Below are 22,771 nucleotides of genomic sequence, written 5' to 3' on the forward strand. Positions count from 1 at the left end.
CCAGTCAGGTTTTGCGGGTGGCCAGGCGTCCGGCCGAGGCCCGTCGCGTGTGCAGGTTGAAGGTGGCGCCAGCGATCAATATATGCACGCCCAGGCCCAACATGCATACCGGGTCATCTTCATCGGCATGGGCGATGGATGAGAATTGCAGGTCGTGCGCGTCGATCACGGTGACACTGCCGCTGCCTTCGACTTCCAAGGTGTCATCCGGAGCCAGGAAGGCCGCAGTGTCCTCATCCAGCCCGATCCCGATCGCGAACGGGTTGTAGGCCAGCGCCGCGCTGAGCCGGCCGAGCCGGTCGCGTTCGCGGAAGTGCTGATCGATGATGAAGCGGTTGGTCAGCCCCAGTCCGGGGGCAAGCCGCACGCTGCTGGCGCGCGGCGAGGATCCTTCTTTTCCGAACGCCACCATGTGCTCGCTCAAGAAACCCGCGCCGGCGCTGGTGCCGGCGACGGTCACGCCCTGGGCGTTGCGCTGCCGGACGGTACGCGCCACGTCGGTGCCGCCGAGGATCGTCGACAGGCGCAGCTGGTTGCCACCGGTGAAGAAGATGCCGCTTGCCCGGGCCAGCCGTTCGATCCGGCCCGGCTCCTGGCAGTCTCGGCGGGTGTCGAAATCCATCACTTCGACGCTGGCCACGCCCATCGCCTTGAACAGTTCTTCGTAGCGCGTGCCGGTTTCCTTCAGGCGGCTGGCGGTCGGAATGACCACGATATCGGCCTGGTCGCCGCCGCTGAGTTCGACGAACCGCTCCAGGATGCGCGGGTTGGTGTCTTTGTCTTCTGCACCGCCGATCGGGATGATCCAGCCGCGTTTCTCCCCGTTGAGGGGTTTGCTAGGCATCAATTGCTCCTGTTGATTGTCCTGGCCGGCGCCTGGGTCCGCACGGCGCCGGCCTCAGCCCGCGCCGGATACCGCCGGCACCGCCCCCTGTCGCGGGCATCTAGCCGCCCGATTTTTCGAACATACCACGCAGTATGACGTCGCCTGCACTGACATGCTGGCGGCCGCAGGCGAACACATCGGCGACGGCGCCGTTGTCGTCGAGCGTGACCAGGTCCGCGTCTGCGCCCGCCCCGATCCGCCCCTTGCCAGGCAGGCGCAGCAGCGCCGCGACGTTGCTGGTGAAGGCCGGCAGCGCCTCCTCCAGCGCGACGCCGCGCGCCAGCAGCTCGGCCAGGGTTTCGACCAGTGCGCCGGAGTGGCCGACATCCATGCTGCTCACGCGGCCTTCGGCGTCGAAGCAGGGCAGGCAGCCGCCGGCGTCGGAGCTGATCGTGACCCGGTCACGCGGCGCGCCGCTGTCCAGATAGCGGATCAGGGCATCGGCCGCGCTCCAGGCATCCTCGTCCTCGGCCACCGGAAAGGCTGTGATATCGATCGTGCAGCCGCGCCGGGCCAGTTCGATGGCCTCGTCGAACAGCGCCTTGCGGCGGTTCACGTGGGTGGGGTTGAACACCCGCGGCGGCAGTTCCGACGCGTCCAACGCACGCCGCACCAGGTCCAGCCCGCGCGCCCCGTCGCCCAGGTGCAGATGCACGATCCCGGCTTTGCCGGTCATCAGCCCGGCCACGTGCGCCTCCGAGGCGATCCGCAGCAGTTCTTCAAGCGTCGGCTGGCTGGAGCGATGGTCGCTGATCGCCAGCTCGCCCACGCCGATCAGGCAGTCGATGAAAGCCAGGTCCGCGCGCACGCTGCCGGTCAGCGTGGCCGGCGGCAGGTGATAGCCGCCCACCAGTCCGTAAGCGGACAGACCCTCCTCGCGCAGCGCATTGACGTGCGCCACCAGCTCGCGGGTGCCGCGCGCCACATCGTCCGTACCCAGCAGCCCGACCACCGTGGTGACCCCACTGCGGGTATATCGCGAGAGCATCGGCGCCGGCACCCGGCTGGCGAATCCGGCTTCGCCGCCGCCGCCGGTGACATGCACGTGGCCGTCGATCAGCCCCGGCACCAGCCGCCGGCCTTGCAGGTCAATGGTTTGCGTGCCGAACACGTCCGCAAGCCCGGGCGCATCGCGACCCATCCACAGGATCTTCCCGCCGCCCAGGAGCAAATCCTGGCGGCCGAGGGGTTCGGGTGCAAAAACGTCCGCGTTGCGGAGGAGGGTGGTGGTCATCCGCGGAAGCGTGGCCAGCGGAGCGCTAACCGTCAAGGGGGTAGACCCCCTCGTCTCACGGCAGGGTAATGGTGATGTGCGCCGTGCGCTCGGGCATCTGCACCACGTTGTTGTAGGCGGCCAGGGTCTGGTCTGTCTGGTGCCCAAACCAGGCATTGAGGCCCAGGTAGCCGAGCAGCCCAAATCCGGCCACCAGCACGGCGGGGAGCCACAGCGGCAGCACGCGGCGCAGGGTGTGCTTCACGTTGTCCGGCGGCGGCCAGTGCGGGGCGAAGCCGGTGCGCTTGCCCTTGAGGTAGACGATCTCATCGCCCAGGCGCGCGGTGAGATAGCCAAGCTTCTCAGGCCCTTCCAGACGGTATTTGCCTTCGAAGCCGAGCAGCAGGCAATAGTGGTAGACCTCCAGTGAGGGCAGGCGCGGCGCCCCCTGCGCGCGCAGTTCTTCCAGACGTTCGAAGAAGTTCTCACCGGCCAGGTGGTCGCCGAACAGGCGCAGCTGCAGCGGCTGCAGTTCCCACGTATCGCGCAGCGAAGAAGGCTGGGTCAGGATGGCTTCGTCCATCGCCGCACAGAACGCGTACTTGGCGGCGTATACGTCTTCAGAGGCGATGCCCATCTTGATCGCCCCGCGCTCCACCCGGTCCAGGAACTGCTGCACCGACTGGACGAAAGCTTCCCCGTCGCTGGGCAGCTGGCCGCGCTTGACCAGCAGCAGCAGGTAGAAGCCGTCGGACATCAGGTCGGCCAGCGTGCGCGGTGTCGGCGCGCCGGCCACCGGCGATGCCGCCAGCTGGGGGGTCAACGAGGGCATCGAGCCCGGGACGGGAGGCAGGTTGGTGTTCATGGCGCTACCGCGATCAGTTCAAGTTTGAGTTCGCGCACTCCGCCGGGCACGTAGATCATCAGCGACTGCGCCTTGAGCATGCGCTCGTACAGCGGTCCGCGCGGCTCGACCGAGAAGTAGTGGCTGCCGGGACGCACGGGGATCGCCGCCGGTACCTGCGCGGCGTGCACCAGCTTCACCCCGGGCAGGGCGGAGAGCACGCACTTCTCCACGTCGTCCGGTGCGCCGACCTTGAAGCGGATCGGCACGGTCTGGATCAGCTCCTGGGCGGGCATGTCGGCGGCAACGCCCAGGTAGAAGACGGAGTTGTCGTCGATGCGCTGCGAATCGATCCGGCCGACATGGAACGAGGGCTTGGCTTCCTGCAGCGTGATCTGGAAATAGCGGGCCGAGATCACCGTGTCCAGCAACTCGCGGATCATCGTGAACAGCTGCTCGAAGCCGGCCTCCGGCGCCTCATGGTCATAGCGCGGCAGGTCCGCAAGCGCATAGCTGCGGGAGAAGGTGAGCAGGCTGCCGGCCAGGCGCAGCAGCTCCTGATGCAGCCGTTCGGGGTGCAGCCCGGCCTGGTGGAACAGGTGCGAGAGCGTGGCGAACGACGACGTGGCGGTGTGCAGCAGCCAGAAGGAGGCGATGTCCCCGGAGCGGAATTCGATGATGTGCTCGGAAGGTTGGCGGTGCACGCCGTAGAGCGCATCCACCTTGGCCTGCAACGCATCCAGCAGCGCCCGCAGCTGGTTATGCAGCCGGGCACTGCCATCGATATGGAGGACTGGCGCGATGAAACTGTCATCCAGCTCAAACCCGCCGGTGGAGGTGCGGCGCACCCTGGCAACGGGAATGCTGACATAGGCGTCGCGCGGCTTGTCCTCCGTCAGCAGGCGCACGGTCTTGCTCAGGTAAGCGAGGTCTGCTTCGGCGGCATCGCTGAACAGGTCGGGCGTGGGCAGGTTGCGCTGGGTGAAGCGCGCGGCCCGGCCCTCTTCGGCGCCTTTGCCGCAGTTGCCGCCGTGCTCGCGCAGCAGCGGGAATGCGAGATAAACCGTGCTGGACTGCACGCCCTCGGGCAGGGAAGACAGAGCAAGAGCGTCTGGAAGCGCATCGTGTGAGGGCGCGTCGTAGCTCTCCCCGTCGGGGAATATCGCGGAGGCTTCCAGCAGGCGCAGGGTCCCGGTTGCCAGGCTCTGGGTATCAACGCGAAGGCGTCTTATCCCCCAGGCACAGGGATGCATGCTTCGGGCCAGGTCGTGCAGGCGGGCTTCGTGATAGGCGTCCTGGCGCTGGAAATGCTGTGGTCGAAGGAACAGTCCTTCGCCCCAGAACACCTTCGACATCCGACTTACATGCGACACATTGCAATCCTTTTGCTTGTTGCCGGGCCTGCCTTGGCGCGGGAGTGCAGCTTACCCATGCATGGTTGGATCAGGCAACGGGCATGGGGCTGATTTTCCGGATCAGGGGCCGCAGCGTGCCGAGACCAGACTGCCCGGATCGCCCGGGACGGCCGATGCCAGGGCTTCGCTGCTGGTGGTCAAGGCGCAGGCATGCAGGCCGATAGTGATCCCCTGGGACTGGACATCACGGTGGCGTGCATCAAAGGCGTAGCGCCAGCGGCCATTGGCTGGCGCGCGGAACAGCGCCACCACGCCCAGGTGCGTGGCTTCCGCCGGCAGCCGCTCCTCCAACTCGCGACGGATGCCCGGGGTCAGCACCAGCTCGCGCACTTCGATCAGGTCGTTGCCGAGTTCGGCGCGCTCGCGGCCCTCGTCCATCAGTGCGTCGAAGGGCACCTGTTCGAAGCGCTGGATGCCGCGCAGGTAATAGATCCGGACCACGGTGGCCAGGCCGCGCGGGCCATTGCCGGCGTTGAGGTTGTCCCCGGCGTACAGCCGCAGCGGGATGGTCCTGATCCCGGCCGCTGCATCGGCATCGGCTTCGCGCAGGCCCACTGATTCCAGGGTGCGATTGACGGCTTTGCCAACGCCACCGCTGCTCGCGCAGCCAGACAGCAACAGCGCGGTAAACAGCAGGAAAACGCAGGAATAGCGTGCGAAATGAGTGTCCATACTTGAATCGCCTGGTGCGCTGGTTTTTAATGTCCGCGCCGGCCGGATTCGGCTGGCTTCTGGACAACGGGGGCAAACGACACAATCCAGAGTCGCTTGCGTCTTCGTGAAACGTCGGTCTTGACGTGACGGAGAAAGGCTACTATACCCAGACCGGAATACAGCAGGGAACGGGATTCAACGCGCTTTGGCGCTGCGGATCCCAAGCGTGCGCAGCGGGGACATGCTGCGTGTAAAGGAACCAATCAGGATTGATTGAAGGGGTCATTGATGACCGAAGGGAGTGCAACAGGGATGCGTTTGACAGGGAAGATGCAGGGATTGCGTGGTCGTATCGACGGGAGCGTTCGCCTCCTGGCCGGATTGGCGCTGCTGTCCATGCTGGGCGCCTGCGCCACCACCTCACAGACAGGTACGCCCGACTATGCCGGGCTGATGGCCCAGGCCGAAGCGGCCATCGAGGCCGGGCAGGTCGATCATGCCGTGGGCGCACTCTCAAACGCCGCCCGCGCCGATCCCATCCGCAAGGAACCCTGGGTGCGCACGGCGCAGCTCGAATTCGACCGTACCAACTACGCCCACGCGATCGTTGCCGCCGAGGAAGTGCTGCAGCGCGACCCCGACGACCTGGTGGCCGACGGCATCCTCACGGTGAGCGGCTTCCGCATTGCGACCGGTTCGCTGCAGCGGCTGCAGGGGCGTGGCGCGCTGGCTTCGGCCACCGCCCGTCGTGAAGCCGAGGTGTTGGCCGGCACGTTGCGCAACACCATGGGCGCGGAAATCTTTGCCGATCAGTCGGCGCCGGCGCCAACTCCGCGCCGCCGCGCACCGGCCCGTCGCGCTCAATCGGCGGCTGCCACGCCGGCCCAGCCCGCCGATACGGCGGCGCCAGCCGCGCAACCCAGCGCCCCTGCTTCTTCCAATCCGTTCGAGAGGATCGGCGGCAACTGAGCTGACGGCCACAACACACATCGTCAAGGAGACGACAGGATGTCCAAGAAGGATAGCGTGCAGAAGCGCCTGCAGAAGGTGCGTCCGCCGCGCGTGCAGTTGACGTACGACGTGGAGAAGGGCGACGCGATCGAGGAAAAGGAGCTGCCTTTCGTGATGGGCGTGATGGGCGATTTCAGCGGCAATCCCGAGCAGCCGCTGCCGCGGGTCAAGGACCGCAAGTTCGTCAACGTCGATCTCGACAACTTCGATGAAGTGATGGAAGGCATGACGCCGCGCGCGACCTACCGCGTGGAAAACAGGATCAGCGATGAAGGCGGCGAGTTCGGGGTCGAGCTGAAATTCAATTCGATCGACGACTTCCGCCCGGAGTCGGTGGTCCAGCAGGTGGAGCCGCTGCGCAGGCTCATGGAGTCACGCGCGAAACTCGCCGACCTGCGCAACAAGCTCGCCGGCAACGAGAAGCTCGAGGACCTGCTCAACGACGTCCTCAACAACACCGAGCAGCTCAAGCAGCTGGGCGGCGACGGGAACCAGGAGTAACGCATGTCCGCACAAGCCACGACCGCCAACGAAGCCGTCGCCACCGTCGCCGAAGCCGGGCTGCTCGACCAGATTGTCGAGCAGAGCAAGGTTGCCAGGTCGGATGCCGAGCACCGCCGCGCCAAGGACATTATTTCGGAGCTGGCCAGGGAAGTTCTCGATGGCACGGTGGTTGTGTCCGACAACCTGAGCCTGACCCTGGACGCGCGCGTCGCGGAACTGGACAGGATCATTTCCGAACAGGTCAGCGCGGTCATGCATGCGCCCGAGTTCCAGCAGCTGGAAAGCAGCTGGCGCGGACTTCACTACCTGTGCCAGCAGACCTCGACCGGGCAGCTGCTCAAGGTCAAGGTGCTGAACGCGCCAAAGAAGGACCTGGTGCGTGACTTCAAGTCGGCGATCGATTTCGACCAGAGCGCGCTGTTCAAGAAGGTGTACGAAGAAGAGTTCGGCACCTTCGGTGGTGCGCCGTTTGGCGCCCTGATCGGCGATTACTACATCGGCCGCCAGCCGGAGGACATGTACTTCATCGAGCAGATGTCGCACGTGGCCGCCGCCGCGCATGCCCCGTTCATCAGCGCCGCGTCCGAGGACATGTTCGGGCTGGAGAGTTTTGCCGACCTGGGCAAGCCGCGTGATCTGGCCAAGGTGTTCGACACGGTCGAGTACGCGAAGTGGAAGTCGTTCCGCGATGGCGAGGACAGCCGCTACGTGGGCCTGACCCTGCCGCGCTTCCTCGGCCGCCTGCCTTACAACCCCAAGGACGGCATCACCGTGGAAGGCTTCAACTTCGTGGAGGAAGTGGAAGCGAGCAATCACGACAAGTACCTGTGGTGCAACACCGCCTACGCCATGGGCGCGCGCCTGACCAAGGCGTTCGAGGAGTACGGCTGGTGCGCGGCGATCCGCGGCGTGGAGGGCGGTGGCCTGGTGGAAGATCTGCCTACCCATACCTTCCGCACCGATGATGGCGAAGTGGCGCTCAAGTGCCCGACCGAGCTTGCCATCACCGACCGCCGCGAGAAGGAGCTGAGTGATCTGGGCTTCATCCCGCTGGTGCACTGCAAGAACACCGATTACGCAGCGTTCTTCGGCGCCCAATCGGCGCAGAAGCCGAAGAAGTACAACTCCGACGCGGCCAATGCCAACGCCATTCTCTCGGCGCAGCTGCAGTACATCTTCGCGGTGTCGCGGATCGCGCATTACCTGAAGGCAATGATGCGCGAGAAGATCGGCAGCTTTGCCTCGGTGGGCAACGTGGAGGATTTCCTCAACCGCTGGATCGCCCAGTACGTGTTGCTTGACGACAACGCAACCCAGGAAGCCAAGGCGCAGTACCCGTTGCGCGAGGCATCCGTCCAGGTTTCGGAGGTGCCGGGCAAGCCCGGCGTCTACCGCGCGGTGGCCTTCATCAGGCCGCATTTCCAGCTCGATGAGCTGTCTGTTTCGTTGCGACTGGTGGCCGAACTGCCGGCCGGTGCCAAGAAGTCGTAGCGTTTTTGCAGCGTCAAGGGGCGGAGACCCCTGGGTAGTACTGACGCGGCCGTCCTGAGCGGACGGTGGCAAACAGGGCTGGATGCATGTCCAGCCCGCCTATCTCACGGAAGAACGGAACAAAGGAAACCAGATCATGCAGCACGCATTCCTCAGCATCGACACCATCAAGGGTGAGTCCCGCGACGACAAGCACCGGGACTGGATCGAGATCAAGTCGTTCTCGCAGGACCTCCTGCAGCCGCGCTCGGCAACTGCTTCGACCTCGGGCGGCCAGACCGCGGCACGCGTCAACATGTCGCCGGTCGAGATCGTCAAGGAGATCGACCTGGCCACCACCGCGCTGAACCAGGCGACGGCCAACGGCACCACGTTCCCCAAGGCCCGCATCGAGTTCATGCGCGCCGACAAGGACGGCAATGCCATCAACTACTACTCCATTGAACTGCTCAATGTGCTCGTGCACCGCGTAACCACTACGGTGGATGACGAGGGCATGCCGCAGGAAGTGGTGCAGCTGAGCTTCGGCGCCATCCGCTGGACCTACAACCAGCAGAAGCCGGAAGGCGGCGTGGGCGGCAAGACGGTTGCCCAGTGGAGCAATACCAAGAACGTCCCGAACTACCTGACCTGATCCACCTTGGCGGTGGCGCTTCGGCGCCACCGCTGTTGCGGCCGCCGCCGAACAACCTGGGACGACGGTCAATGAATGGATTCGAGCCGAGCCTGATTGAAAAACTTCTTGATGACGCGCCTGGAAGTACCGGGGGCGGCGTATTCAAATCGATTTCTGTTGAGCAGTACAAGGAATCGGTGGCGCGTGACCTGGAAGGGCTGCTCAACAGCCGTTCCGCCTTCTCCGAACTGGACCTGGCCGACTATCCCAATTGCCGACAGTCGCTGATGACCTACGGGCTGTGCGACTTCTCCTCCATGAGCCTGGCCAACGCCTATGACCGCGCGGAAATCTGCCGTTCGCTGGAGCAGGCGGTTGCCCGCCATGAGCCGCGCCTGACCAACGTGCAGGTGAGCCTGGATGCCAGCCCGCGCCTCGGTGGGGGCCTGCACTTCACCATCCAGGCCCTGCTGGACCTGCAGCCGGCACGCGAGCCGGTCAGCTTTGATGCGCTGCTGCAGGCGAACACGCTGCAATACTCGGTCAGCCGGATGCGCCGGCAGGCGGCCTGACCGATGCAGGACCTCCTTCCGCATTACGAAAGGGAACTGGCATTCCTGCGCCGCTACGGGCGCGAGTTTGCCGAGCGCTATCCGAAGATCGCCGGCCGCCTGCTGGTGTCCGCCGACGGCAGCCAGGATCCGCACGTCGAGCGGCTGATCGAGTCCTTCGCGCTGCTCAGCGCCCGAGTATCGAAGAAGCTGGAAGACGATTACCCCGAGTTCACCGACGCATTGCTGGAGGTGATGTACCCGCATTATCTGCGGCCGTTCCCGTCCTGCTCGATTGCGCGCTTTGACATGGGTCCGGCGGCAGCCAAGCTGGGCGCGCCGGTTCGGGTCGCGCGTGGAACCCAGCTGCAATCGCGCCCGGTCAAGGGCGTGCAATGCCGGTTCCGCACCGCCTACAACGTTGACCTGCTGCCACTGGCACTGGTGAAAGCCGGATACCGGGCGGTTGCCGATGCGCCGATGGCCACCACGGTGCCACCCGGAGCGGGCGGCAGGATCACCCTCGAATTCGAGCTGCTCTCCGACCAGGTGTCCTTCGCCGGCCTGGGGGTGCACGCACTGCGCCTGTTCGTCAATGGCGAGCCGTCGTTCTGCGCTGCGCTGCGGGATGCACTCGCGCTGCAGGTGATGGCCGCCTACGTGGAAGCGGACGGGGACGGGCGCTGGCGCAGGCTGGAAAAATCCCCGCTTGCGCCGGTCGGTTTTACCGAAGACGAAGCGCTGGTCGATTTCCCGGCGCGCTCGCATCCGGCTTACCGGCTGCTCACGGAGCTCTTCGCCTTCCCGGAGAAATTCGGCTTCTTTGATCTTGATCTGGCGCCGGTGGTGGCCGGTGCCAGTCGCCGCTTCAGCGTGCACCTGGTCCTGCGCGGAAATCGCGGTGAGGACGCAGGCAGCCGCCTGCTGGAAGGGATGGGTGCCGACAACGTGCTGCTCGGTTGCACCCCGGTGGTCAACCTGTTCCAGCAGCGCGGGGAGCCGATCCGGGTCACCCACCGGGCCGCCACTTATCCCGTGGTGGCCGATGCTCGCCGCGCGTTCGCCTATGAGGTCCACTCAATCGATGCGGTGCGCCGGATCCGGCAGACGCCGCAGGGTGAGCAGGTGCAGGAGTTCCGGCCGTTCTATTCGCTGCACCATGGTGAGGATCCGGACCGCAGCGGACACTACTGGCTGTCGCGACGGGACGAAATGGTGGCCCGCCAGAGCCCGGGCTATGAAACCGAGCTCTCGTTCGTGGACCTGGATTTCAATCCGGTCGTGCCCAGGACCGACGTGGTCGGGGTGGAATTGACCTGCAGCAACCGTGACCTGCCAACCCGGCTGGCCTACGGCGTGCCCGGTGGCGATCTGGTCATCGAGGGCGGCAGCCCGGCCCGCAGCATCGAGCTGCTGCGCAAGCCCACATCGCCGCTGCGCTTCGCGCGCGGACACAGCGCGCATTGGCGGCTGATCTCGCACCTGTCGCTGAATCACCTGTCGCTGACCCAGAGCGGGCTGCCGGCGGTGAAGGAGATGCTTCGCCTTTACGACCTGTCGTCCAGCAGCGTGTCCAGCCGCCAGATCGAGGGCATCGTCGGGCTGGAGCACAGTTCCAGCACCACCTGGCTGGCAGGCGAGCACTTCGGCTCGGTAGTGCGGGGGATCGAGATCCGGATGACGATCGACGAGGCCGGCTTCGTGGGCACGGGCATCGCAGCGTTCGTGCACGTGATGGACCGCTTCTTCGCCCTTTACGTCCATGCCAACAGCTTTACCCGATTCGTCCTTTTGTCTGCCCGCAACGGCGAGGAGCTGGTCCGATGCGACCCGCGAAGCGGCGAATCGATCCTGGCCTGATCCAGCAGCTGCTCGATCAGCCGCACCGCTTCGGTTTCTTCCAGGCGATGCGGCTGATCGAACAGCTGTACTTGCGCCAGGGCGGGGGTGGCAAGGATGCGGTGGCGCTGCGCGTGCGCTTTCGCAACACGTTGTCGCTGGCGTTTCCCGCCGCCGAGATTGAAAGCGCCCAGGCCCGGACGACGGAAGGCGGGCCGCTTGCGCTGCCGGAGGAAATCGAGGAAGCCGCAGCAAGCGGGAACATCGGCGACATCACGCTCACGCCCGCCTTCATGGGGCTGCTGGGCACGGTCGGAGCCTTGCCGACGCATTACACCGAGTTCCTGCAGGAGCGCGAAACCTACCAGCGTGATCGCGCGGCGCGGGCCTTCCTGGATATGTTTACCAACCGCGCGGTGGCGCTGCATTACGCCGCGTGGAAGAAGTATCGCCTGGCAATGCAGTACGAGCTGGACCGCAAGGAGAAATTCCTGCCGCTTGTGCTGTCGCTGGCCGGCGTGGGGATGACCGGACTGCGCGACCGCCTGGCCGAGGGCGAGGGTGGGGTATTCGACCAGGCCATTGCCCATTACGCCGGCGCGGTGCGCCAGCGCCCTGTATCGGCACGCCTGCTGCAGCAGGTGCTCGCCGATTATTTCCAGGCGGGCGTCGAGGTCGAACAGTTCGTGGGTGCCTGGTACCAGGTGCCGGAGCATCAGGCCACCAGGCTGGGCGTGGCCAACGCGGGGTTGGGGACTACCGCGCTTGCCGGTAACCGGGTGTGGCAGCGGGACCTGCGGATGCGGTTGGTGATCGGCCCCTTGCAGCGCGAGCGCTTCGACGACTTCCTGCCTGGAGGCACCGCTGCCGCCGCGCTGGAAAAGTGGCTGACGTTGCTCACGGGGTCGTGCCTGGAGTACGAAATCCGGTTGCTGCTCAGGGCCGAGGATGTCCGCGGCGCGGGCATCGGTGGTGGCCACGGTGCGCGGCTGGGCTGGGATAGTTATGTGTGCACGCGGCCCTCGCAGCAGGCCAGGGCTGATGCCGGATATGGAATCCACACCCTGCAATGAATGACATGGAGCGTTGTTTTCAAGCATGAACATCAATCTCAAGACACTGATTGGCAAGCTCAACGACAGCTGCCGCCAAGCGGCCGAGCGGGCCGCCAGCCTGTGCATGGCGCGCGGCAACTACGAGGTGGATCTTGAGCACCTGTTCCTCGCGCTGCTGGAGCAGCCGCAGTGCGACTTCTCCCTGATCGCGCGGCGGAGCGGGATTCCCGCGGGCGCCCTGGAAAAGGATCTGGCGGCCGAGATCGCGAAATTCCGCAATGGCAATACGCGCACCCCGGTGTTCTCGCCGCACCTGCCCACCCTGTTTGAACACGCCTGGCTGCTGGCATCGCTGGATTCAGGCACGACCCGCATCCGCAGCGGCCACCTGCTGCTGGCACTGCTGACCCAGCCGGACCTGTCGCAGCTGGCCTACCGGGGATCAAAGCAGTTCGCCCGGATCAAGCGCGAGGAGCTCAAGCACAACTTCAGCGCGCTGACCGAAGGCTCCCAGGAAGGCGGGCAGGCGGTGGGGTTCGCCGATGCCGCTTCAGGGACTGAAGGTGGGGTTGAAGGTGGGGGCGCAGAAGTGCAGCAGCCCGGGGAGGGCGGACTTTCAAAAACGCCGGCACTGGACCAGTTCACCACCAACCTTACCCAGCGGGCGCGTGATGGGCACATCGATCCGGTGATCGGTCGTGATCCGGAGATTCGCCAGCTGGTGGACATCCTGCTGCGTCGCCGCCAGAACAACCCGATCCTCACCGGCGAGGCCGGCGTGGGCAAGACGGCGGTGGTGGAAGGCCTGGCCCTTCGCATCGCCGGCCAGGACGTACCCCAGGTGCTGCAGGGAGTGGAGTTGCAGGTGCTGGATATGGGGTTGCTGCAGGCCGGGGCCAGTGTGAAGGGTGAATTCGAGAACCGGCTCAAGGGCGTGATCGACGAAGTCAAGAGAAGCCCGCACCCGATCATCCTGTTCATCGACGAAGCCCACACCATGATTGGCGCCGGCGGAGCTGCCGGCCAGAACGACGCCGCCAACCTGCTCAAGCCGGCCCTGGCGCGCGGAGAGCTGCGGACCATCGCGGCCACCACCTGGGCCGAATACAAAAAGTACTTCGAGAAGGATGCCGCGCTGGCCCGTCGCTTCCAGGTGGTGAAGGTGGAGGAGCCCTCCGAGCCGCTGGCCGCCGCGATGCTTCGCGGCATCGTGCCGCTGATGGAAAAGCACTTCGGCATCCGCGTGCTGGATGAAGCCATCACCGAGGCAGTCCGGCTTTCACACCGCTACATCAGCAGGCGCCAGCTGCCGGACAAGGCGGTCGGCGTGCTTGATACCGCTTGCGCCAAAGTGGCGCTGGGGCAGAGCGCCACGCCCGCGATCATCGAGGACACCACCAGGCACCTGGAGCGGCTTGAGGCGGAAATTACCGCCCTGGAGCGCGAGGTCGCCGGTGGAGCGCGAGAACACGGAGAGCGCCTGGTCGAGCTGCGCGGACAACAAGAGGAGTCACGCAAGGTGCTGGCGGAAAGCCAGGCCCGGCTGGAGCAGGAGACGGCCCTCGCCGGAAAGGTCCGCGAACTGCGGACCCGGATGGAGGAGCCCCTGACGGGTGAGCAGCCTGCAGCTGCCGGGGATGTCGCCGATGGCGCCGGCGCTGGTGAACCACAGCCCGCGCCCGCTCCCGCAAAGAAAAAGACGCGTAAGGCAGCGAAGAAGGCAGCCAACGTGGAAGCGGCGGTGTCGCCCGAGCAGGCCGAACTCGACGCCCTGATGGCCGAACTGCGCGAACTCCAGGGCGAAAGCCCCATGGTCCCCCTGCAGGTGGATGGGACCGTGGTGGCGGAGATTGTTTCGGCCTGGACCGGCATCCCGCTCGGGCGCATGGTCAAGGACGAGATCCGCACCGTGCGCAACCTCGGCGGGTTGCTGGCCGAGCGGGTGATCGGCCAGGACCATGCGCTGGAGGCCATCGCCCAGCGCGTGCGCACGGCCACCGCCAAGCTGGAGGACCCGAACAAGCCGCGGGGAGTCTTCATGTTCGTCGGCCCATCGGGCGTCGGCAAGACCGAAACCGCGCTGGCCCTGGCCGACATTCTCTATGGTGGCGAGCGCAAGCTCATCACCATCAACATGAGTGAGTACCAGGAGGCCCACAGCGTGTCCGGCCTGAAGGGCTCTCCTCCGGGCTACGTCGGTTACGGCGAAGGTGGCGTCCTGACCGAGGCGGTGCGCCGCAACCCCTACAGCGTGGTGTTGCTGGACGAGGTGGAGAAGGCCCATCCGGACGTGCTGGAAACGTTCTTCCAGGTGTTCGACAAGGGCGTGATGGACGATGCCGAAGGGCGTGAGATCGACTTCCGCAACACGCTGATCATCCTCACCTCCAACGTCGGCTCGGCGCAGATCATGCAGGCCTGCCTGAACAAGGAGGATCAGGACATCCCGAATGCGGACGCCCTGGCCGAGAGCCTGAGGCCGGTGCTGATGAAGCACTTCAAGCCGGCGTTCCTCGGCCGGCTGAAAGTGGTGCCGTACTACCCCATCAGCGACGACGTGCTGGCCCGCATCATCGAACTCAAGCTCGGGCGCATCCGCGACCGGGTGGCGGCCAATCACAAGGCAGTGTTCGACTGGAACGGCGAGCTGGTGGAGGCGGTGTTGGCGCGCTGCACCGAGGTGGACTCGGGCGCGCGCAACGTCGATCACATCCTCAACGGCACCTTGCTGCCGGAGATCGCCGGCAACGTGCTGGCCAGCATGGCCGAAGGTGGCAGTATCACGCGTATCGACGTGACCGCGGATGACAAGGGAAGTTTCGAATACCGGGTGGCATGAGGCGACCCGGCGCAACCAGGAAGCAAAGGAGAACAGCATGGATTTCTATGGATTGGATGTTGACCAGGCGATCGACAACTGCGACAGCTTCGCGCTCGGCCGCAAGCGTTCCACCGAGGGGGTCTGCGCCTGGAACCGGGTCAGGCCGGAACACGTGGTGGACCTGCTGGACCAGGCGGCTCCGGAAGCCCGTGGCGACGCGCGCAACCTTGCAGTCCTGATGTCACGGTTTGCCTGGCGTATCCATGACGGCACCCGGATGCGCAGCGGTGACCGGCGCATCGTCAACAACGTGCGCGAGATCACCGTGTCCATGGCGGGCCGCAATTTCCAGCTGCACTGCACCGAGAACCCGGCGCTCCGCCTGGAGCGCATTACCGCCTGAGTCCGGGCGGGGCGCGGCGCCCACCGGCTTCATGCCGTCTCCCGCACGCAGGGCCTTAGACTGTCGAGGTGCTTGCAACGGGAGTCGTGCATGAACGGATGGATGGCCGGTGGGATCGCTTTGGCGGCGGCCGTGGGTGTGCTGTTGCCGCTGCAGGCCCTGATCAACGCGCGCTTGGGGCAGGCGACGGAAGGCGCGCTGTTTGCGTCGTTTGCCTCGTTCCTCGTGGGCACCATGGTTCTGGCGTTGGCGCTGCTGGCCACGCGTACGCCGATGCCCGGCTTGCGGACCCTGGCGGCTTTGCCGGCCTGGGTCTGGGCGGGCGGGTTGATCGGCGCGCTGTTCGTACTGTGTGCCACGGTACTGGTGCCCAAGCTGGGCGCCGCGGGGCTGATCTGCCTGGTGGTGGGCGGCCAGCTGGTCGGCTCCCTGCTCTTTGATCACTTCGGCGTATTGGGACCGGTGCGTCCCGTGGATACCTGGCGGGTGCTAGGCGCGCTGTTGGTGGCCGCGGGTGCCGTGCTGGTGCTGCGCCCGGGGCAGGTGGGCTGAGCATGCACGGAGACATTTTTGCGAGTGGCCCGCTGGCGCTGCCTGCTGCGCAGACAGAGGCCATCCAGGCGGCATACCGCAGCCCGCCGCGGGATTATCACAACTTCAACCACGTGGCCGAAGTGCTTGGGCACTATGCCGATGTGACCGCTGGCCCGGGCTGGGCGAGGCCGGCGGAAACCTGGCTGGCGGTGCTGTACCACGATGCCATCTATGAGGCGAAGCGCCGTGACAACGAGGTCCGTTCCGCGCGGCTGGCGGCAGAGCACATCCAGCGCTGGCTGCCGGAAGCGGGGCTGGATGCGGCAAGGGTTTCGTGGCTCATCGAATTGACCGCCCGCCACGGACAGCACCTGCCGGAGGATTTCGGCAGCGGGGCGGATGCGGATGATGTCCGCCATTTCCTCGATTGCGACATGGCAATCCTCGGCGCGGAGCCGGACCTGTTCGATGCCTACAACCTGGCGATTGCCGCGGAGTATCGCGGACACGTGCCGGGCTGGCTGTTCCGGCTCAACCGCCGTCGCTTCCTGAAAGCCTTGCTGGAGTGGCCGAGGATCTTCCTCAGCGACCTGTTCCACCAGCGTTACGATTCCGCTGCCCGCGCCAACCTGCGCCGGGTATTGCAGGGTGTCGCCCCCAACTGACGGCGGCGCGGATCAGGCGTTCCCGGATGCCGGCCTTGCGGGGCCGGCATCCGCTGGAAGATGGGTCAAAAGCTGCGGATCAGTCCGCGGCGTCCTGAGGCTGACCAACGTGGCCTACCTGCTTCTCCTGCTCGGAAGCCTCGCGCACGTTGGCCACTTCGATTGCAAAGTGCAGGGTCTGGCCGGCCAGCGGGTGGTTGCCGTCGATCTTCACCTGTTCGTCGTCCACTTCGGCCACGGTCACTACGAGTGGGCCGTTGTCGGTCTGGGCACGGAACTGCATGCCCGGCTCAATGCTCTCCACGCCCTGGAAAGCTTCGCGCGGAACGGTCTGGACCAGCGCGTCATTCCGCTGGCCGTAGCCCTCGTTGGGGCTGACATCCACCTTGAACGTGTCGCCCGTGCTTTTGCCTTCCAGCGCGCGCTCCAGGCCCGGAACGATGTTGCCGGCACCGTGCAGGTAGCTCAGCGGCTGTTCTTCGGGCGAGCGGTCGATGACCTGGCCTTCGTCATTGGTGAGGGTGTAGTGAATGCTGGCGACGCGATTGGAAGCGATCTCCATGGAGCAGCTCCTTGGATGGAAGGGAAAGAAAAAGGGGATATGCCGGAGAACACACGGCAGCAAAAGAAGTAATACGGCCCGCAGGCTAGAGATCCCGCCGCGGATGTGCAACCCGCACCGGTGTTCCAGGGGGCTCCGGTTTATCGCCGCAGGGCGGCTGTGGCAAAGTGCTGGGCCCTGAATACGGAATCCGCACCATGGCTCGATGGCGCTTGCTGTTGCTGGCTTGTCTGGCTTTTATCCCGCTGTCCCTGGCGGCGCAGGCCCGCGACGGCATGAGCCTGGAGCAGATTGCCCAGACCAGGTCGGTCACGCGCGCGGCGATCAGCCCGGACGGCTCTGAAGTTGCCTACGTGCTGAGCGTGCCCCGTCGCCCCGGCGTGGAAGTGGACGGTCGCGTCTGGACCCAACTGCACGTGGTGGATCGCAGCGGCAACAGCCGCGGGTTCATCACCGGCGAATCCAGCGTGGGTGCGGTCGAGTGGTTCCCGGACGGACGGCACATCGGGTTCCTGGCGCGCCGCGATGGTGACGACGGCCGCGCCCTGTACCGGATCCCGCTGCAGGGCGGCGAGGCGATCCGGGTGGCGCAGCTTGACCGCAACATCACCGGTTTCAGCTTGTCGGCGGACGGCCGTCGCGCAGCATTGCTGGCCCAGCAGCCGGAAAGCGATGAGCTCAAGGCACTGCGCCGCAAGGGTTTCACCCAGAAGGTGTACGAAGAGGACTGGCGCCCGATCGAACTGTGGACCGCCGAGCTGGACGCGCCGGATGCCGAGCCGCGCCTGATCGAATTGGAGGGCAGCGTGCAGTCGGTGCATTGGAGCCCGGCGGGCGACCGCATGGCGCTGGTGGTGACGCCGCGGCAGCTGACGGACGACACCCTGGTATTTGCGCGGGTCCGCATTATCGACCTGCAGGGAAGGGAACTGGGGCGCGTGGACAATCCCGGCAAGCTCGGCCAGCTGGCCTGGAGCCCGGATGGCTCGCACCTCGCGATCATTTCCGCTGCCGATGAGAACGATCCCCGCGAAGGCCGCCTGACCGTGGTCGGAAATACCGGCGGAGCCCAGCGTGATCTGCTGCCGGGGCTGGAAGGCCATGTATGGAGCGTAGCCTGGCGCGATGCGGAAACGCTGGTCTACGTGAGCCACGAGGGGGTGGATACCCGGCTTGGCGAAATTGGCGTGGATGGTGGCGGGGACCGCACCGTACTGGTCGCAGGCGGGCCGATCTGGGGTGCGCTGAGCGCATCCGCCGGCGGTGACCTCGCCCTGGTGGGGCAATCACCGGAACATCCGGCCGAAGTCTTCCATATCGCTGCGGGCGAGGTTGCGGCGGCCGAGGTCGCGACGGGCGGGCAGCAGGCGCGGCGGCTGACCGACAGCAACCCCTGGCTGGCTGACGTGCGCCTAGCCCGGCACGAAGTGGTGCGCTACGCCGCCCGCGACGGCCTGGAGATCGCGGGCGTACTGGTGCATCCGCTTGATCGGCTCGGTAATGAGCGGGTGCCGTTGATCCTGGTGGTCCATGGCGGGCCGGAATCGCATTATTCCAACGGCTGGCTGACCGGCTACTCGCAGCCTGCGCAGTATGCCGCAGCCCGGGGTTTCGCCAGCTTCTTCCCCAACTACCGGGCCAGCACCGGGCGCGGCGTGGAGTTTTCCAAGCTGGATCGGGGCCGCCCGGGCATGGAGCAGTTTGATGACCTGGTGGATGGCGTCGATCATCTGATCGCAACCGGGCTCGTGGATGGGGATCGGGTGGGGATCACCGGTGGCTCCTACGGCGGCTATGCCAGCGCCTGGGGCGCGACGTACTACAGCGAGCGGTTTGCGGCTGCGGTGATGTTCGTGGGCATTTCCGACCAGGCCAGCCTGGTGACCAGCGGGGATATCCCTTATGAGCAGCACCTGGTGCACATGGGCAAGTGGCCCTGGGAGGATCCGGAGGCGTTCCGCCAGGCCAGCCCGATCACCCACGCGCACAAGTCGCGTACGCCCACGCTGATCCTGCACGGTGAGGACGACCCGCGGGTGCCGGTCGGACAGTCGTACATGATGTACCGCTATCTGCAGCTGGCTGGCCAGGCGCCGGTGCGGCTGGTGCTGTATCCGGGTGAGGGCCACGGCAACGCGCGCGCGGCGTCGCGTTGGGACTACTCACTGCGCCTGATGCGCTGGATGGAGCACTACCTCAACGGACCCGGCGGTGAGCCGGCACCGTATGGGATTGACTACCAGCTGCCGGCCGAGGGGGAATCCTGATGGCCAAGCTGCTGCTCAACCTGCGCCACGTGCCGGACGATGAGGCCGATGAGGTCCGGGCCATGCTGGATGCCAATCGCATTGCCTGGTACGAGACCCGGCCCGGACTGTTCGGGATTTCGCTCGGTGCGATCTGGGTCAAGCACGACTCCGACATCCAGGAGGCCAAGCGGCTGATGGCCACCTACCAGACTGGACGCCAGGAAAAGATGCGTGCTGAGCACGAGGCCGCCATGCGTGACGGAACCGCCGAAACCTTCGCCACGATGATGCGCGAGCGGCCTGGCTGGGTGCTGGCGCGGGTCCTTGGCATCCTGCTGCTGCTCGCCCTGATGGGGCTGCCGGCTTACCTGCTTTCCCGCTAGGGCGCCGTGTCGCCGCATGACCAACGGCACGGCACGGCCAGGGTCGCGTTGTTATAAGGTTTCAACAAGCCAATCATCCCCGATGGTGACCGCTGGCATCCGCGCCGTGGTCGCCCTGTTTCGCCTGCCGGAGTTTTCATGTCCCGACGTCGCTTCGCTTTTGTTGCTTCAATCACTTTCCTGATCGCCAGCGTTGCATTGCCTGCGGCGGCCCAGCGCGACATCCGTTTTGACGCCTACTCCGTGCCGGAAACCGGCACCGTGGCGATTCCGGTGCGCGAAGGCAACGTGGCCAGCGGTGCCTTCGCCGATCTGGACGCCGCCACCGGTGGCGCGCTGCAGCGTGCGGTGGATGCATCCGGCTTCAAGGGCCGCAGCGAGAGCAAGCTGGATCTGCCGGGTATCGGCAACTTTGACCGCGTGCTGCTGATCGGCGTGGGCAAGGACGAAGTGACCCCGCGGGTGCTGGAGGATTTCGGCGGCCTGCTGGGACAGGACGGCGCGCGCAGCACCGCCCCGCGTATCGACGTGCTGTGGCGGGGCGAGGAAGCCGGCGTGGCGTCACGCATCGCCTTTGGTGCAGCGCTGGGCCAGTACCGTTTCGACAAGTACCGCAGCAAGTCCGACGAGGGTGATGGCTCGTCGCGCGCCGGACAGGGCGAACTGGTCATCCGCACCCCCGCCGGCGCCGCCGCGGCAGCGGACTATGAGTCGCAGTGGAAGCCGGTGGCCGAAGCGGTCGCCTTCTCGCGCGACCTGGTGACCGAGCCGGGCAACGTGATCTGGCCCGAGACCTTTGTCGAACGCGCTCGTGAAGCGCTGGACGGCCTGCCCAACGTGACCATCGAGGTGCTGGACGAGAAAGCCATGGAGCGCCTGGGCATGGGCAGCATCCTGGCCGTCGGCCAGGGCAGCCAGCGCCCGCCGCGCATGATGGTGGTGCGCTACAACGGCGGCAACGCCGGCGACGCGCCGGTGGCATTCGTAGGCAAGGGCATCACGTTTGATACCGGCGGCATCTCGATCAAGGGATCCAGCGGCATGTGGCGCATGAAGTACGACATGACCGGCGCCTCGGTGTCGGTGGGCGCGATCAAGGCCCTGGCGGGCCGCCGCGCCCCGGTGAATGCGGTCGCAGTGGCAGCACTGGCCGAGAACATGCCTTCCGGCACCGCGGCGCGCCCGGGCGACGTGATCCGTACCGCCGCCGGCAAGACGTACGAAATCATGAGCACCGACGCGGAAGGGCGCATGGTGCTGGTGGATGCACTCTGGTACGTGCAGGACCGTGACGACCCGGCAGTGGTCATCGACATCGCCACGCTGACCGGTTCCATCGTCGGCGCGCTTGGTGCTGACTACGCGGGTCTGTTCAGCCGCCACGACGACCTTGCCGCCCAGCTGGAAGCGGCCGGGGAATCCTCGGGTGATCGGGTGTGGCGCATGCCGATGCTGCCCGAATACGGAAGCCGTCTGAGCTCGCCGATCGCCGACATGCGCAACGGCGGCGGCGGCCCCGGCGCCGGCACGGCCGCGCATTTCGTCGGTGAATGGGTGGACAAGGATCGCCCGTGGGCACACCTGGATATTGCCGGCATGGCCTGGATCGAGTCCGGCGGCAAGCCGACCTCTCCGGCGGGTGCCACCGCATTCGGCGTGCGCCTGTTTGATGAATACGTGCGCCAGAACCACGAAAACCAGGCCCCCGCAAACTGATCCCAGCCGGCTGTGGCCGGCTGCTTCTGACCGGGTGCGTCGCGAGAGCGGCGCGCCCGGTCGTACAATCGGCGCATGCTGACCAATATCGCCGCCTATCATTTCGCTGTCATCGACGACCCCGGGACGCTCGCCGGCCACATCCGGGACTGGGCCGAAACCGGCGCATTGCGCGGCACGGTTCTGGTTGCACCGGAAGGCGTGAACATCTTCCTGGCCGGCGCGGACGACGCGATCGAGGCTTTTCTCGGCCAGCTGCGTGCCATTCCGGCCCTTGCGGGGCTGCAGGCCAAATACAGCCGCAGCGCCGCGCAGCCTTTCGGGCGGCTGAAGGTCAAGGTGAAGCGCGAGATCATCAGCTTCCGCAAGGGGCCGCAGGCGGATCCGCTGCTGGGCCGCGCGCCCGCGGTGGCGCCGGCCGACCTCGCCCGCTGGATCGGGCAGGGGGCCGATGACAGCGGCCGTCCCGTGGTGCTGCTGGATACCCGCAACCGGGAGGAAGTGGACTACGGCACCTTCGCCGGCGCGCTGACCCTGCCCATCGACAATTTCACCGAGCTTCCCGATGCATTGGCGCCGCACCGCCCCGCGTTGGAAGAATCCACGGTGGTGGGCTTCTGTACTGGCGGCATCCGCTGCGAGAAAGCGGTGCTGTGGATGCGTGCCCAGGGCATGGACAACGTGCTGCAGCTCGACGGCGGCATCCTCGGCTATTTCGAGCACGTGGGCGGTCTTGGTTACGAAGGGGAGTGCTTCGTGTTCGACGACCGGGTGGCGCTGGATCCTGCGCTGCAGCCACGGGTGGAGGGGGATGTCCCCGCCGACACGGCGCCGGTGCGGGCATGAGGCGCGGCTGAGGTGGAGCTCAACTGGATCGGCCTGGTGCTGGTGGTACTGGGCGTGTACCTGGCATTCAAGCTGATCGGAGCGGCACTGCGGCTGCTGATGTGGCTGGTGGTGCTGGTGGGCGCGTACTGGTTCACGGCGCCGCTGTTGGGCTGGCCGACGCTGTCGGACCTGGTGTACGTGTTCGGCCCCGACCTCGGCGGCCAGCGTATCGAGGACGTCTTCACCCCTGCGCGCGTGACCGATGTGCTCGGAGAGCGGGTGGTGGACGGGGTGGTGGAAGGCGTGATGGAGCGGCTGCAGGGACAGGATCCGGCGCCCGCCGATACCAGCCTGCCGCAGCCCCTGCCCGAACCGTTGCCCGAGCCGCTGCCGGGTGAGCCGGCAGAAGGCGCAGGCTCTCCTTCCGAAGCCGGAGTGGATCCCATGGTCGCGCCGGAAGAGCGCGATTCGATCAACCGGACCGAAATGTAAGCCGGGGACAGGCCCGTCCGATTCTGCCCGGCGCTGGCT

At 66.2% G+C, this 22,771-nt stretch carries 22 protein-coding genes; 16 read left to right on the top strand and 6 right to left on the bottom strand.

Translation table 11 applies throughout. From position 1 onward, the window contains the following. Positions 1 to 4: 4 nt before the first annotated feature. From ACW7G2_RS01130 to tssJ, 5 genes are all read right to left on the bottom strand, one after another. A complete protein-coding gene (locus tag ACW7G2_RS01130; RefSeq protein ID WP_456971853.1) occupies positions 5 to 844 on the bottom strand; it encodes a cyanophycinase in 840 nt (279 codons plus the stop codon). A gap of 100 nt (positions 845 to 944) precedes the next feature. Further along, positions 945 to 2,120, bottom strand: a complete 1,176-nt coding sequence (gene iadA / locus ACW7G2_RS01135) for a beta-aspartyl-peptidase (protein ID WP_456971855.1) — start codon at positions 2,118 to 2,120, stop codon at positions 945 to 947. Between the two features lie 55 nt (positions 2,121 to 2,175). Next, a complete protein-coding gene (locus ACW7G2_RS01140; RefSeq protein ID WP_456971857.1) occupies positions 2,176 to 2,964 on the bottom strand; it encodes a DotU family type IV/VI secretion system protein in 789 nt (262 codons plus the stop codon). Then, a complete protein-coding gene (gene tssK, locus ACW7G2_RS01145) occupies positions 2,961 to 4,298 on the bottom strand; it encodes a type VI secretion system baseplate subunit TssK (RefSeq protein ID WP_456971859.1) in 1,338 nt (445 codons plus the stop codon). The genes ACW7G2_RS01140 and tssK overlap by 4 nt, the downstream gene beginning before the upstream one ends. Positions 4,299 to 4,418: 120 nt before the next feature. After that, positions 4,419 to 5,030, bottom strand: a complete 612-nt coding sequence (gene tssJ, locus ACW7G2_RS01150) for a type VI secretion system lipoprotein TssJ (protein ID WP_456971861.1) — start codon at positions 5,028 to 5,030, stop codon at positions 4,419 to 4,421. A 294-nt stretch (positions 5,031 to 5,324) separates the two neighbouring features. On the opposite strand from tssJ, the gene ACW7G2_RS01155 reads away from it, so the two are divergent. The 11 genes from ACW7G2_RS01155 to ACW7G2_RS01205 all read left to right on the top strand — a co-directional run bounded on the left by ACW7G2_RS01155 (position 5,325) and on the right by ACW7G2_RS01205 (position 16,502). After that, complete coding sequence (locus ACW7G2_RS01155) at positions 5,325 to 5,981, top strand: hypothetical protein (protein WP_456971863.1); 657 nt, start codon at positions 5,325 to 5,327, stop codon at positions 5,979 to 5,981. A 39-nt stretch (positions 5,982 to 6,020) separates the two neighbouring features. Then, entirely contained in the window at positions 6,021 to 6,524 is a 504-nt protein-coding gene (gene tssB, locus ACW7G2_RS01160) for a type VI secretion system contractile sheath small subunit (protein ID WP_456971865.1), read from the top strand. A gap of 3 nt (positions 6,525 to 6,527) precedes the next feature. Beyond that, positions 6,528 to 8,018: a type VI secretion system contractile sheath large subunit gene (tssC, locus tag ACW7G2_RS01165; protein WP_456971867.1), complete on the top strand. Its 1,491-nt coding sequence runs from the start codon at positions 6,528 to 6,530 to the stop codon at positions 8,016 to 8,018. A gap of 82 nt (positions 8,019 to 8,100) precedes the next feature. Continuing rightward, entirely contained in the window at positions 8,101 to 8,652 is a 552-nt protein-coding gene (locus ACW7G2_RS01170) for an Hcp family type VI secretion system effector (protein ID WP_456971869.1), read from the top strand. 71 nt (positions 8,653 to 8,723) lie between these two features. Further along, positions 8,724 to 9,206: a type VI secretion system baseplate subunit TssE gene (gene tssE / locus ACW7G2_RS01175; RefSeq protein WP_456971871.1), complete on the top strand. Its 483-nt coding sequence runs from the start codon at positions 8,724 to 8,726 to the stop codon at positions 9,204 to 9,206. Between the two features lie 3 nt (positions 9,207 to 9,209). Next, positions 9,210 to 11,045: a type VI secretion system baseplate subunit TssF gene (tssF, locus tag ACW7G2_RS01180; RefSeq protein ID WP_456971873.1), complete on the top strand. Its 1,836-nt coding sequence runs from the start codon at positions 9,210 to 9,212 to the stop codon at positions 11,043 to 11,045. Next, positions 11,009 to 12,097, top strand: a complete 1,089-nt coding sequence (tssG, locus tag ACW7G2_RS01185) for a type VI secretion system baseplate subunit TssG (RefSeq protein WP_456971875.1) — start codon at positions 11,009 to 11,011, stop codon at positions 12,095 to 12,097. Before tssF ends, tssG begins: the two co-directional genes overlap by 37 nt. A 25-nt stretch (positions 12,098 to 12,122) precedes the next feature. Beyond that, on the top strand, positions 12,123 to 14,918 hold the full coding sequence (tssH, locus tag ACW7G2_RS01190) for a type VI secretion system ATPase TssH (RefSeq protein ID WP_456971877.1): 2,796 nt from the start codon (positions 12,123 to 12,125) through the stop codon (positions 14,916 to 14,918). A 37-nt stretch (positions 14,919 to 14,955) separates the two neighbouring features. Further along, on the top strand, positions 14,956 to 15,303 hold the full coding sequence (locus ACW7G2_RS01195; RefSeq protein ID WP_456971879.1) for a hypothetical protein: 348 nt from the start codon (positions 14,956 to 14,958) through the stop codon (positions 15,301 to 15,303). 90 nt (positions 15,304 to 15,393) lie between these two features. Further along, positions 15,394 to 15,855 (top strand): DMT family transporter, encoded by a 462-nt coding sequence (locus ACW7G2_RS01200; protein ID WP_456971881.1) that lies wholly within the window; start codon positions 15,394 to 15,396, stop codon positions 15,853 to 15,855. 2 nt (positions 15,856 to 15,857) lie between these two features. Then, on the top strand, positions 15,858 to 16,502 hold the full coding sequence (locus ACW7G2_RS01205) for an HD domain-containing protein (RefSeq protein WP_456971883.1): 645 nt from the start codon (positions 15,858 to 15,860) through the stop codon (positions 16,500 to 16,502). 79 nt (positions 16,503 to 16,581) lie between these two features. Here ACW7G2_RS01205 and ACW7G2_RS01210 read toward each other — a convergent pair whose 3' ends face one another. After that, positions 16,582 to 17,064 carry an FKBP-type peptidyl-prolyl cis-trans isomerase gene (locus ACW7G2_RS01210; RefSeq protein ID WP_456971885.1) on the bottom strand — a complete coding sequence of 161 codons (483 nt, stop codon included), beginning with the start codon at positions 17,062 to 17,064 and terminating at the stop codon, positions 16,582 to 16,584. A 197-nt stretch (positions 17,065 to 17,261) separates the two neighbouring features. On the opposite strand from ACW7G2_RS01210, the gene ACW7G2_RS01215 reads away from it, so the two are divergent. The 5 genes from ACW7G2_RS01215 (at position 17,262) to ACW7G2_RS01235 (ending at position 22,732) form a co-directional block, all read left to right on the top strand. Then, a complete protein-coding gene (locus ACW7G2_RS01215; protein ID WP_456971887.1) occupies positions 17,262 to 19,331 on the top strand; it encodes a prolyl oligopeptidase family serine peptidase in 2,070 nt (689 codons plus the stop codon). Further along, positions 19,331 to 19,696 (top strand): DUF6164 family protein, encoded by a 366-nt coding sequence (locus ACW7G2_RS01220; protein WP_456971889.1) that lies wholly within the window; start codon positions 19,331 to 19,333, stop codon positions 19,694 to 19,696. The genes ACW7G2_RS01215 and ACW7G2_RS01220 overlap by 1 nt, the downstream gene beginning before the upstream one ends. A gap of 138 nt (positions 19,697 to 19,834) precedes the next feature. Continuing rightward, positions 19,835 to 21,412, top strand: coding sequence for a leucyl aminopeptidase (locus ACW7G2_RS01225; RefSeq protein WP_456971891.1), 1,578 nt, complete (start codon positions 19,835 to 19,837; stop codon positions 21,410 to 21,412). A gap of 75 nt (positions 21,413 to 21,487) precedes the next feature. Then, entirely contained in the window at positions 21,488 to 22,258 is a 771-nt protein-coding gene (locus tag ACW7G2_RS01230; protein WP_456971893.1) for a sulfurtransferase, read from the top strand. Positions 22,259 to 22,270: 12 nt separating this feature from the next. Then, on the top strand, positions 22,271 to 22,732 hold the full coding sequence (locus ACW7G2_RS01235; protein ID WP_456971895.1) for a hypothetical protein: 462 nt from the start codon (positions 22,271 to 22,273) through the stop codon (positions 22,730 to 22,732). Positions 22,733 to 22,771: the final 39 nt, after the last annotated feature.

Source organism: Luteimonas sp. A277 (assembly GCF_054052045.1).

Bases quoted from the DNA above. Each gene is read 5' to 3' on its own strand.
- iadA (WP_456971855.1), bottom strand. From the start codon at position 2,120: ATGACCACCACCCTCCTCCGCAACGCGGACGTTTTTGCACCCGAACCC.
- tssC (WP_456971867.1), top strand. From the start codon at position 6,528: ATGTCCGCACAAGCCACGACCGCCAACGAAGCCGTCGCCACCGTCGCC.
- ACW7G2_RS01220 (WP_456971889.1), top strand. From the start codon at position 19,331: ATGGCCAAGCTGCTGCTCAACCTGCGCCACGTGCCGGACGATGAGGCC.
- ACW7G2_RS01205 (WP_456971883.1), top strand. From the start codon at position 15,858: ATGCACGGAGACATTTTTGCGAGTGGCCCGCTGGCGCTGCCTGCTGCG.
- ACW7G2_RS01210 (WP_456971885.1), bottom strand. From the start codon at position 17,064: ATGGAGATCGCTTCCAATCGCGTCGCCAGCATTCACTACACCCTCACC.
- tssH (WP_456971877.1), top strand. From the start codon at position 12,123: ATGAACATCAATCTCAAGACACTGATTGGCAAGCTCAACGACAGCTGC.
- ACW7G2_RS01140 (WP_456971857.1), bottom strand. From the start codon at position 2,964: ATGAACACCAACCTGCCTCCCGTCCCGGGCTCGATGCCCTCGTTGACC.
- ACW7G2_RS01200 (WP_456971881.1), top strand. From the start codon at position 15,394: ATGAACGGATGGATGGCCGGTGGGATCGCTTTGGCGGCGGCCGTGGGT.
- tssG (WP_456971875.1), top strand. From the start codon at position 11,009: ATGCGACCCGCGAAGCGGCGAATCGATCCTGGCCTGATCCAGCAGCTG.
- tssK (WP_456971859.1), bottom strand. From the start codon at position 4,298: ATGTCGAAGGTGTTCTGGGGCGAAGGACTGTTCCTTCGACCACAGCAT.
- ACW7G2_RS01215 (WP_456971887.1), top strand. From the start codon at position 17,262: ATGGCTCGATGGCGCTTGCTGTTGCTGGCTTGTCTGGCTTTTATCCCG.
- ACW7G2_RS01130 (WP_456971853.1), bottom strand. From the start codon at position 844: ATGCCTAGCAAACCCCTCAACGGGGAGAAACGCGGCTGGATCATCCCG.
- tssB (WP_456971865.1), top strand. From the start codon at position 6,021: ATGTCCAAGAAGGATAGCGTGCAGAAGCGCCTGCAGAAGGTGCGTCCG.
- ACW7G2_RS01230 (WP_456971893.1), top strand. From the start codon at position 21,488: ATGCTGACCAATATCGCCGCCTATCATTTCGCTGTCATCGACGACCCC.
- ACW7G2_RS01170 (WP_456971869.1), top strand. From the start codon at position 8,101: ATGCATGTCCAGCCCGCCTATCTCACGGAAGAACGGAACAAAGGAAAC.
- ACW7G2_RS01225 (WP_456971891.1), top strand. From the start codon at position 19,835: ATGTCCCGACGTCGCTTCGCTTTTGTTGCTTCAATCACTTTCCTGATC.
- tssJ (WP_456971861.1), bottom strand. From the start codon at position 5,030: ATGGACACTCATTTCGCACGCTATTCCTGCGTTTTCCTGCTGTTTACC.
- tssE (WP_456971871.1), top strand. From the start codon at position 8,724: ATGAATGGATTCGAGCCGAGCCTGATTGAAAAACTTCTTGATGACGCG.
- ACW7G2_RS01195 (WP_456971879.1), top strand. From the start codon at position 14,956: ATGGATTTCTATGGATTGGATGTTGACCAGGCGATCGACAACTGCGAC.
- ACW7G2_RS01155 (WP_456971863.1), top strand. From the start codon at position 5,325: ATGCGTTTGACAGGGAAGATGCAGGGATTGCGTGGTCGTATCGACGGG.
- tssF (WP_456971873.1), top strand. From the start codon at position 9,210: ATGCAGGACCTCCTTCCGCATTACGAAAGGGAACTGGCATTCCTGCGC.